Origin of the sequence: Pseudomonas sp. Z1-29 (assembly GCF_051131995.1) — a bacterium.
In the GTDB taxonomy this organism is placed as follows: domain Bacteria; phylum Pseudomonadota; class Gammaproteobacteria; order Pseudomonadales; family Pseudomonadaceae; genus Aquipseudomonas.
Window position 1 is genome coordinate 5285656 of the sequence record NZ_CP071645.1, and the last position, 11845, is coordinate 5297500.

An 11845-nucleotide genomic window follows, 5' to 3' on the forward strand; every position below is an offset into this window, starting at 1 on the left:
TCACAACCTTTGAACGAACAGGCAAACCCGAGCTTCAGTCGTTTCCATCCAATTCGAGCATCAACCCGCTCAAACGCTTGACCTTGCGCCGAACCGCTTCTTCGAATATTCCCGTGCGCGGCTCTATCAGGCTGAACCACTGCTTGCCTCGGGTAATGGCGGTATACACCAGTTCCTTGGTCAAAACGGGGTTCAAGGCATCCGGAAGAATCAGGGCCGTGTGGGTGAATTCCGACCCCTGGGACTTGTGCACCGTCATGGCGTAAACGGTTTCCACGTCATTCAGGCGGCTGGGCAGGACGAAACGCACACCACCCCGGCCATCGTTACGAGGAAAGGCAACACGCAGGACCTGCTTGCCAGCGTCAGGACCATCACGCTCGGGCAACTTGAGAGCGATCCCGATATCGCCGTTCATCAATCCCAGCCCGTAGTCGTTGCGAGTCATCAGTACCGGACGCCCCTCGTACCACTGGTGATCGCTATCGATCAGGCGAGCCTTGAGCAGCGCGGCGGTGATTCTCGGGTTCAGGCCCTCGACGCCCCACGGCCCCTTGCGTACGGCACAGAGCAATTGGAACTCGTCAAAGGCCGACAAGACCTCACGCGCCCAATCAGTCCAGCAATTGTCCTCCAGCGGGCGAGAAATGTCCGGACGTCGCTGTCGCAGCAGGCTCAGATAATGCCGATAGCCCTGCGGACCGCCGGGTCGACCATCGAGCAACCAGCGCTCCAGCGTCCCGTCGTGCTGGCTCTTCAGCGCCAGGGAGAACAGGTCGGCATATTGGCCCTCCTCCAGCAACTGACGAGCTTCTTCAGGCTGCTGTCGATTGACCCGTCGGGCCAGTTGGCCGATACCGCTGCCTTCGCCAAAGCGTCGGGAATGCCTGAGCATCACCACTTGCTGCGCGAGGGGATGAGTGTCGTCGAGGTCCTGTTTCAGATCGCTCGCCGCCAGGTTCTCGCCGCTGACGGACTCGAGCCAGGCGCGCGTTTGTGGGCTATACCAGCCGTCCTCGGCATCCCGGCACAGATCCCCCAGTACCGCGCCGGCCTCCACGGAAGCCAACTGGTCCTTGTCCCCCAACAAAATCAACCGCGCATGGGACGGCAGCGCGTCCAGCAGATTGGCCATCATTTCCAGATCGATCATGGACGCCTCATCGACCACCAGCACATCCAACGGCAATCGATTGCCACGATGGTGGCGGAAATGTCGGGTGCCGGGACGACTGCCGAGCAGGCGATGCACCGTGGTGACGTCGCAGGGAATTCGCTCGCGTAGGGCGTCGATCACATCCAGCGTCCGGACTTGCTGGCTGATCGACTCGGTCAGCCGCGCAGCGGCCTTGCCGGTGGGTGCGGCCAGGCGAATCCGCAGCGGTTTCCCCGCCTCGACGGCAGGTGCCTGCAGCAAGGCAAGCAAGCGCACGACCGTGGTGGTCTTACCCGTGCCCGGGCCGCCGGTAACGATGCTGAAAGCGCTCCGCGTCGCCAGCGCGCAAGCCAGCTTCTGCCAGTCGATCGGGCCGGTCGTGCTGGCCGGCCCGAACAGTCCGTACAGCCGCTCGCGCAGGTCATCAGGGGCGCTTTCCTGTTCGGCCAGGCGTTGACGCAACGCCGCGTCGATCCGTCGTTCATAGCCCCAGTAACGACGCAGGTAAAGCCGTTTGCCGGACAATACCAGTGGCCGCTGCTGCGCCTCTTCACTGTCATCGACCGCCAGGGCCACGAGGCGGCTGGACGCCAGGACCTTGCACCAATGGGCACCGTCCAGCGTTCTCAGGATCTGCGAAGGCAACAGCATCACGCCCGTCTGCAGGTCGCCCTCGGGGGGCAGTGACAGGGCGAAATCAGGTTCCTTGAGTGTCTCGAACAGGTCCAGGCAAACATGCCCATGGCCCAGTTGGTGGCTGGTCAGCGCAGCCGCCAGCAATACCAGCGGATCATCGCCAGGCGATAATTCATGGAGGAACACCACGAATGCCTTGTCCAGGGCCCGCAACCAGCCACGTTCGACCCAGCGCGTGAGCAACAGCAGCAGGTCCTCTGCACGACTCAGCGGCGCCAGGTCGACCAGCCCTTCGTCGTCGAGCGATTGGGGCAGCAGGTCGGCAAAGGAGCGACTCATAACAATTCTCCTTGCACCCATGCCGGCTCGGCCTTCGGCGCGGGTGCTCCCTGGAACAGGCGGTCAAGCTGTTCGATCAGTGCCCGAGGGGGCTTGGTGAAAAACACGCCCTGGCTGGCTGCACGTGTGCCGCGCAGGAAAAGATACAACGCGCCACCGACATGCTGGTCGTAGTCATAGTCTGGCAGGCGCGCCTTGAGCTGGCGATGCAGGGCCAACAGGTACAGCGTGTATTGCAGGTCATAACGATTATCCAGAATCGATTGCTCCATGGCTTGAGCGGTATAGGCCATGTCATCGGCGCCCAGCCAGTTGGATTTGTAGTCAGCCACGTAATACCGGCCGTCATGCTCGAAGGTCAGGTCGATGAAGCCCTTGAACATTCCGTTGAGCAGTGCCGGTTCTGCGGCGACACGAGCCACGCCACCGTGGGTTGACTGGCAAACCAGCTCATCAAGCTTGAGCACATCAACCTTGTGACTGGAGAACCAGAACTCCATCTCGACCTGGAACTGGCTCAACCGAGCCAGTACCACCGGAGGCTGTCCGCCACCGATCTGCAAGGGCGTCGTGACCAGGTGCTGCAACCAGTCTCCAAGGGTGCTGATCCAGCCTTTCCAGCCGCGGCGGTTGCAACGTCGCGCGATGGCATCTTCGAGGGCCATTGGCGAGGCGGTAAATCCCTCTCCGGCAGCCCATTCCAAGAGACCATGGAGAAACGTACCGGGGTTAGGACCGCGGGGGAAACGATGGATATCACCGCCGACGGCGATGACTTCCCTGGGAGCGTCAGGATCAAGCCGTTCGTCGTCGAACATTTTCTGCGCCTGCGGGTTTTCCGGCGCGGAATCGGTGCCGGCGCTGAGACTTTCTCCAAAGCGCAGCGCGCTGTACGAAGCGATCCACCAGTTCTCGCTGGCTTTACGTACCGGAAGCAAGGGTTCAAGCAACACCGCATCATTACGTGGGGGTCGATAGTGCTGATCGTTGGCCTCCGGCATATCCTGGCAGCTCACCGCGTCGCTCCCCTGCTGCAGATCTTCCAGCCAACGTCTCAACGCCACCGACTCGGTCAACGGCGCACCACCGCCCAACAGATACCCCAGCGCAGACAGATGCAGGATCGAGCGGCTGTTACTGCCTCGCTTGAGATCGGCCACGCTTAACCAGCAGGCATGCTGCGCACGGGTAAGCGCCACGTATAGAAGCCGAAGATCCTCGGCCAGGCGCTCGTCGTCGGCCTTGGCGATCAACTCGGGGCTGGGCGTAAGACTGATCTGCGCATGACCGGCTTCATCGTGGTAATGCAACGGCAATCGGGTGCCGTCCACCGGTTTCGTCGAGCATATGAACGGCAGGAAAACCAACGGATACTCAAGCCCCTTGGATTTATGGATCGTGACCACCTTGACCAGTTGCTCGTCGCTTTCCAGGCGCAGGATCTGTTCCTCTCCCGCCTGCCCGGTCAATGCAAGGTGTTCGGACAGATAGCGAATCAAGGCCTGCTCGCCATCCAGCTCGACGGCGGCCTGCTGTAACAGCTCGCATAGATGCAACAGGTTGGTCAGCACCCGCTCGCCATCGCCACGCATCATCAAGGCCTGGGGCAGCTTGAAGTCATGCAGCAGGCGCCTCAGCATGGGCAGCACGCCCTGGGTGCGCCAGACCACCCGATAGCTACGGAACTGCATGACTCGACGTTCCCAGGCCAACTCGTCCTGGTTGAGGCGCTCCAGTTCTGCAAGCGGCAGATTCAGGGTGACGCTGGCCAGCGCAGCTCGCAGCGGCCGCTCGACGTCCGGCTCGGCGCAAGCCTTGAGCCAGGCCAGCAAATCCCTTGCCTCCTGCGAGGCGAAGACCGAGTCCTTATCGGATAGATAAACGCTGCGCACACCCCGTGCCGACAACTCGTTTCGCACGGCCTGCGCTTCCTTGCCATCACGCACCAGGATGGCGATATCCGCCGGTCGAAGCCCCCGAAACATTTCCCCATCACCAACGAAGCCATTGTGCCCTGACTGGCCGCCATTGAGCAGCGCCGTGATTTCACTGGCGCAGGCCACGGCCATTTGCTGTCGGTACACCGCTCCGGAGAGCGGCTGGTCCGAGGCCAGATGCCAGATATTCAAGGCCGCGACCGTCCGCCCCGCAAGCTGCAAGGATTCCTTGCGGCCCTGGGAGTCGACCGGCAGGAATGGCACCGGATTCTCACCCGATGGCTCGCGGAACAGAAAAGCCCCGCGCCCATTCAGCCGCGATTCGGCGTATTGAAAAATATGGTTCACAGCGCCGACCATGGCATGGCTGGAACGGAAATTGGTCCCCAGCGTATGCAACCTGCCGGCAGTGGCTTCGCGGGCGCGCAGATAGGTGTAGATGTCGGCGCCGCGAAACGCATAAATGGCCTGTTTCGGATCCCCGATCAGGAACAGCCCCGTTTCAGGATCGTTGTCGCCAATGCGATAGATGCTCTCGAAGATGCGGTACTGGACCGGGTCGGTGTCTTGGAACTCGTCAATCAGCGCAACCGGAAACTGCTCGCGAATCAGGCTCGCCAGGCGCTCCCCACCTTCAGCCTGCAGAGCTGCGTCCAGGCGCAGCAGCATGTCGTCGAATCCCATTTCCGCCCGGCGCCGCTTCTCCGCCTCGAAGCGCGCCCCGACCCACTGCGCAGCATGCTGCAGCACCGCAGCGTCGGGCGTGGGCAAGGCATCCAGGCCGGCCTTCAGGCCCGCCATGGCGTCCAGCCCTGGGTGGTTGGGCACGTCGCCCTTCCAGGCCTCGGCCATGCCTTCGGGCGTCAAGCGCGTGAAGCCGGTGCCGATGTCGAGCAACTCCAGGCTCTCGTCTTCAACCCATGCAGATAGCTTCTGAAACCATGGCTCGAAGTAACGAGCCTGCATCTTGCGCCCGTCGACGGTTTTATTGGCTACGCCTTGCTGGCAGATCTCCAGCAACTCCACCGCCCACTGCCGCCAGGGCGCCTTGAGATCGAGCAACGCTGCGCTGCGCTCGCGCAGGGACGCGGCGATGAGCTCCGCCGGTTCAAGCCCATCGTCACCACCCCGCGAGTTGGCAAACAACCCCCTCACCCGTGGCAACAAAGCAGCAGGACCGCCCCAGTGCGCTCGCACCCAATCCAGTGCCTCACCCTCCATCGAGTAGCAGAACAATCGCCAATAATCGCGCAGCACCTCGCCGAGCAATTCGCTGTGGTCGGTTTCCAGGGTCTGGGTGAACAGGCTGCCACTGTCAAAGGCATGCTCACGAAGCATCCGCTGGCACCAGCTGTGGATCGTCGAAACGGCGGCTTCATCCATCCATTGCGCGGCGATATCCAGCCGATTCGCACAGCCAGGCCATTGCCCTTTATCAAACTCATCACGCAGTGCGTTTATCAACGCGTCGGGAGCGGGAATCTCGTCACGAAAAAAACGCGCCGCTTCCGCGAGGCGGGTGCGGATGCGTTCGCGCAATTCCTTGGTGGCAGCGTCGGTGAAAGTCACCACCAGTATCTGCGGTGGAAGCAGCTCACGGCCAAAGCCGGCCGTCGAGCCGCCATGTCCCAGCACCAGGCGCAAGTACAACGCCGAGATGGTAAAGGTCTTGCCAGTTCCTGCGCTGGCTTCGATCAATTGACTGCCGCGTAGTGGGAAAGCCAGCGCCAAGGGTGTTTGTCGACTCATGAATGCGCTTCCTCACCCGCCAACGAACGCCACGGTGCTTCCAGAAGCGGTCGATAGAGCGCGTCACACCAGTCGGGGAATGTTTCGTCAGCGATAAGCGCATCGAAGTCGGCATATTGCCGAGCCAGGGCGGGGCTTTCGCGCCGCTCGCCTTCAGACGTCAGCCCATCGCCTTCGTAGGCTTTTCGAGCGGCCGCTTCGGCTTTGTCCGGATCACTCTGGCCGAGCCAGGCGAAGGCGGTCTTCACTGCGATTGGCAGCGGTTGGCGCATGCCAGCCTGCCAGGCTTGCAACAAGTCGCCGAGCAGCTTGCGGGCTACCGACTCGTCAAAAGGATTCAGCAGCAAGCTGTCATCGCTGGCGACCAATGCCGTCGTCATCGACAGACCGTTGGCGCAAGCCACGAGATGGTTCACCCAGGGTCGTATCAAGCGGTGCCATTTCCGGGTCCTGGTAGAACCGATACTGTTGGGAATGGCAGTGATGGCGAGGACCGCACCATCGGAGCGCTGGTGCAGACCGCTGAGCCAACCTTCAATGTTCACACCGTGTAATTGCAGGCTGACGGGCACGGCACTGGTCAGCGGAGTCGGCCATAGCGCCAGAAGTTGCTGGTAGCGTTGCAGTAGATCAGGCAGCGGCTCGATCAATTCACGCTGCATACATTGGCCAAAGCCAGCCATGGGTAACAGGCCGCTGTTCTGAAGCCTCCTGGCATGGGCCTCCAATGCAAGGTCCGCTTGGTCAAGGCGAACAAGGGCAGCCTCAAGCAGGCTGTCGCTCAGGCTATAGCGCTGCAAGGCATCCAGGATGAAAGGTTCGTCGTCCGCCAATGGGGCTTCGAGAGGCTCGAAGAACACCTTGAGTCGCTGGCTGAAAAAGTGCCGGACAGGATTACGCAGGAAATCCTGCAACTGACCAAGCCCCAGGGGTTCCTCCTGAACGTAGGGCTCCAGGGCCCCAGGCTTGCCAGCGTGCTCATGAATCTCATGAAGTCCTCGCCATTCGCTGGCATAGCTGAACAGCTCATCGCCCTGGTAGAAATAACGAGCGCTGAACGGTTGCAAGGGGTGCTCCTGGGTCAGCCTTTCAAGAAGGTCGCCATGGACGTCCACCAACTGCCAGCCAGTTGCGAGATGATCGCGCAACTGTCCGACCAGGACTGAGGCAGGCCGCTCGGTGTTGTCGCGGATGCTGCGCCCGACCCAACTGATGTAGAGTTTTTCCCGCGCAGAAAGCAGCGCCTCCAACAGCAGGTAGCGATCGTCCTCTCGTCGAGAGCGATCTCCCGGCCGATAATCACTGCCCATGAGATCGAAATCCAATGGCGGTTGGGCCCGCGGGTAATCACCATCGTTCATGCCCAACAGGCAGACCAGCTTGAAGGGGATCGCCCGCATCGGCATCAGGGTACAAAAATTGACCGCACCGGCGAGGAACCGCTGGGACAGTCGCCCTTGATCCAGCCCCGCCAGCCAGGCCTCTCTGACAACCGTCAACGGCAGCTCGTCGTGCAGGCCGACCGACTCGCAGGTTTCCAACCAGTTTTCACGCAAGTCCTCGAGCTGGGCCAGCAGATAATCGTCATGCTCGTTGCTCGCCAGAAAGAACAACTGCATCAGATCATGCAGGCGCGTCCCCCAGTCCTGAGGTGAGGCGGGTTGACTGAGCGCCTGGTAAGCAACCTCCAGGGCATCGAGCAATGCAACCAACGGACCGATCAATGCGGCATCCAGACCGCCGATTTCGTCATAGGGTTCTATGCCTTCATAGGCTTGCGAATCACCAACGGCATACCCCAACAACATGCGACGCAGGCCGAAACGCCAACTGTTCTGCTCCAACTCCGCGGGCAAGCCCAACCCGGCTCGGTGCTCGGCGCTTATCCCCCAACGGATGCCTGCGCCCTCGATCCAACGGTGCAGTGTCGGTAAATCGGCCTCATCAATGCCAAATCGCTCACGCAATGCCGGGACGTCCAGCAAATCAAGGATTTCGCTGACGGGGAAACGGCTATCGGGAAGTTTCAGCAAATGCTCGACGGCAATCAGCAGCGGATCGCGTCCACGCTGACCTTGGTCCGTCAGTGTGAATGGGATGAAACGCGGATCGACCCGGTCGAGTTGACCGAATACCGCGCGAATATGCGGCGCATAACTGTCGATGTCGGGGACCATGACGATGATATCCCGAGGGCGTAAAGCCGGGTCATTGCTGAAATGGGCAAGCAACTGATCGTGAAGAATCTCGACTTCACGCTGGGCGCTGTGGGCGATATGAAAACGGATCGATCCGTCTCGCGAGGTATCGACCGCGGGCCACTTTTCCCGGGTTTCGCTAAGTGGCCGCAGCTCAAGAATGTCATCCTGCAACTGGCTGAGGAGCGTAGTGGGATTGCCTTCGCTGAACAGGTCGATCCGCCCTTCGCGAAATACCGAGCGATAGGTGTTTGGCTCGTCATAGCTGTCGAGCAAGTTGATATAGTCGCGCCCCTGCTTCCCCCAGGCAGCCAGCAATGGATGAGCATGCTGATGCAAGGTTTGCGGGTCCAGGACGTCCGGCATGCCGCTCTTGCGTGCCTGCCGCTTGTATTGGTGGCGAAGCAGATCCTTGTCGGCCACGATATCTGCCCAATGGTGACGGCATGGGTTATGGACGCACAGCAGAACCTGACTGAACCGTGACAGCCCGGCCAGGGCTTCGAGCGCTTGGGCGGGCAGTGAGGAAATACCGAAGACTATTACCCGCGCAGGCAGACCTTTTGGAGCGGCTTCCAGACTATTGATGCGCTCGATGTAGCGCTGATGAACACCCGCACGACTTTGAGCCATGCCCTGCTCTCCCACATCCAGCAATAACGCCCGCCACAATTCCGCTTGCCAGCAATTCGCCGGCGCGAGCGGCTTGATTTCACCCCGGACGTTGCGGATCTGATGGCGCCCTTGGGCCCAGTCTTCGAGCCAGTCGGCGCGGTACACCTGATATTGGTCGAACAAATCTGCAAGGCGCTCGGACAACTGGTACCGCTTGCGCAAGTCCGTGTCATGGGTCAGAAAACGCCGCAGGGGCTCGAAATGGGGCTGTTCAATCAATTGCGGCAGGAGGCGCATCAGGCGCCATGTAAGCGGGGCCTTGTCCAGCAAGGACTTGGCTGGAATCTCGTCACGCCCGAGCACCATTCGATAGAGCTGCCACATGAAACTGCCGGGCAACTGCACATCAATCGCAGCCGCGATGCCGCAGCCGCCCATGTCGTCGTCAAGGGGATCCTCAGCCAGTGCCAGCTTCAGCCATTGGGCAATGCCGTTGCTTTGTACGAGCGCGATTTCATTTTCAAGAGGGGCCAGCGGATAGCGCCGCATGAGGCTTATCACCAGGCTGCGCAGCTCATCAAGGCGGTTCCCGTGGACCACCATGAAAGCAGGGCTGAGGGACTTAGCGTCCGGCATAAAGGCGTCCTTGAAAAATGCAAAAGCCAGGGCGGAACCTTAGCATTGTCGGGGGGCCGTGACAGCCGGGAGCTTTCTGCACTTGTCGTAAGAATTTTCTTGCGGGCAAAACAAAACCCCTACCTGCGTCAGCAGATAGGGGTTTCGGAATTTAATCTTGACGATGACCTACTCTCACATGGGGAAACCCCACACTACCATCGGCGATGCATCGTTTCACTTCTGAGTTCGGGATGGGATCAGGTGGTTCCAATGCTCTATGGTCGTCAAGAAATTCGGTAGCCAGTGCGTGCCTTACGGTCACGTTCCAGCGAATGGGTATGCGATAGTTTGTGGGTTTTGATTCGAACTTTCGGTTCATTTCGTCTTCACACACCGCAATCTGGCGCCTTTCTCCGTTTCCAGAGCAGGATCAGCAAATTGCTTGGGTGTTATATGGTCAAGCCTCACGGGCAATTAGTACAGGTTAGCTCAACGCCTCACAGCGCTTACACACCCTGCCTATCAACGTCGTAGTCTTCGACGGCCCTTCAGGGGACTCAAGGTCCCAGTGAGATCTCATCTTGAGGCAAGTTTCCCGCTTAGATGCTTTCAGCGGTTATCTTTTCCGAACATAGCTACCCGGCAATGCCACTGGCGTGACAACCGGAACACCAGAGGTTCGTCCACTCCGGTCCTCTCGTACTAGGAGCAGCCCCTCTCAAATCTCAAACGTCCACGGCAGATAGGGACCGAACTGTCTCACGACGTTCTAAACCCAGCTCGCGTACCACTTTAAATGGCGAACAGCCATACCCTTGGGACCGGCTTCAGCCCCAGGATGTGATGAGCCGACATCGAGGTGCCAAACACCGCCGTCGATATGAACTCTTGGGCGGTATCAGCCTGTTATCCCCGGAGTACCTTTTATCCGTTGAGCGATGGCCCTTCCATACAGAACCACCGGATCACTAAGACCTACTTTCGTACCTGCTCGACGTGTCTGTCTCGCAGTCAAGCGCGCTTTTGCCTTTATACTCTACGACCGATTTCCGACCGGTCTGAGCGCACCTTCGTACTCCTCCGTTACTCTTTAGGAGGAGACCGCCCCAGTCAAACTACCCACCATACACTGTCCTCGATCCGGATAACGGACCTGAGTTAGAACCTCAAAGTTGCCAGGGTGGTATTTCAAGGATGGCTCCACGCAGACTGGCGTCCACGCTTCAAAGCCTCCCACCTATCCTACACAAGCAAATTCAAAGTCCAGTGCAAAGCTATAGTAAAGGTTCACGGGGTCTTTCCGTCTAGCCGCGGATACACTGCATCTTCACAGCGATTTCAATTTCACTGAGTCTCGGGTGGAGACAGCGCCGCCATCGTTACGCCATTCGTGCAGGTCGGAACTTACCCGACAAGGAATTTCGCTACCTTAGGACCGTTATAGTTACGGCCGCCGTTTACCGGGGCTTCGATCAAGAGCTTCGCGTTAGCTAACCCCATCAATTAACCTTCCGGCACCGGGCAGGCGTCACACCCTATACGTCCACTTTCGTGTTTGCAGAGTGCTGTGTTTTTAATAAACAGTCGCAGCGGCCTGGTATCTTCGACCGGCGTGGGCTTACGCAGCAAGTGCTTCACCCTCACCGGCGCACCTTCTCCCGAAGTTACGGTGCCATTTTGCCTAGTTCCTTCACCCGAGTTCTCTCAAGCGCCTTGGTATTCTCTACCCAACCACCTGTGTCGGTTTGGGGTACGGTTCCTGGTTACCTGAAGCTTAGAAGCTTTTCTTGGAAGCATGGCATCAACCACTTCGTCACCCAAAGGGTAACTCGTCATCAGCTCTCGGCCTTAGAATCCCGGATTTACCTAAGATTCCAGCCTACCACCTTAAACTTGGACAACCAACGCCAAGCTGGCCTAGCCTTCTCCGTCCCTCCATCGCAATAACCAGAAGTACAGGAATATTAACCTGTTTTCCATCGACTACGCTTTTCAGCCTCGCCTTAGGGACCGACTAACCCTGCGTCGATTAACGTTGCGCAGGAAACCTTGGTCTTTCGGCGTGGGTGTTTTTCACACCCATTGTCGTTACTCATGTCAGCATTCGCACTTCTGATACCTCCAGCAAGCTTCTCAACTCACCTTCACAGGCTTACAGAACGCTCCTCTACCGCATCACTTGCGTGATACCCGTAGCTTCGGTGTATGGTTTGAGCCCCGTTACATCTTCCGCGCAGGCCGACTCGACTAGTGAGCTATTACGCTTTCTTTAAAGGGTGGCTGCTTCTAAGCCAACCTCCTAGCTGTCTAAGCCTTCCCACATCGTTTCCCACTTAACCATAACTTTGGGACCTTAGCTGACGGTCTGGGTTGTTTCCCTTTTCACGACGGACGTTAGCACCCGCCGTGTGTCTCCCATGCTCGGCACTTGTAGGTATTCGGAGTTTGCATCGGTTTGGTAAGTCGGGATGACCCCCTAGCCGAAACAGTGCTCTACCCCCTACAGTGATACATGAGGCGCTACCTAAATAGCTTTCGAGGAGAACCAGCTATCTCCGAGCTTGATTAGCCTTTCACTCCGATCCACAGGTCATCCG

Annotated in this window: 3 protein-coding genes and 2 rRNA genes (1 of these 5 cut by a window edge); all 5 read right to left on the reverse strand. The window is 59.2% G+C overall.

All coding sequences use genetic code 11. The features are described from left to right. Positions 1-34 precede the first annotated feature (34 nt). Complete coding sequence (recD, locus tag J3P84_RS24125) at positions 35-2131, reverse strand: exodeoxyribonuclease V subunit alpha (protein WP_434626278.1); 2097 nt, start codon at positions 2129-2131, stop codon at positions 35-37. Beyond that, positions 2128-5817 carry an exodeoxyribonuclease V subunit beta gene (recB, locus tag J3P84_RS24130; protein ID WP_434626280.1) on the reverse strand — a complete coding sequence of 1230 codons (3690 nt, stop codon included), beginning with the start codon at positions 5815-5817 and terminating at the stop codon, positions 2128-2130. Before recB ends, recD begins: the two co-directional genes overlap by 4 nt. After that, a complete protein-coding gene (recC, locus tag J3P84_RS24135) occupies positions 5814-9266 on the reverse strand; it encodes an exodeoxyribonuclease V subunit gamma (RefSeq protein ID WP_434626281.1) in 3453 nt (1150 codons plus the stop codon). The genes recB and recC overlap by 4 nt, the downstream gene beginning before the upstream one ends. Positions 9267-9421: 155 nt before the next feature. After that, positions 9422-9537: ribosomal RNA gene (gene rrf, locus J3P84_RS24140) — 5S ribosomal RNA — on the reverse strand. Positions 9538-9701: 164 nt separating this feature from the next. Then, a 23S ribosomal RNA gene (locus J3P84_RS24145) occupies positions 9702-11845 on the reverse strand; it runs 748 nt beyond the window's last position.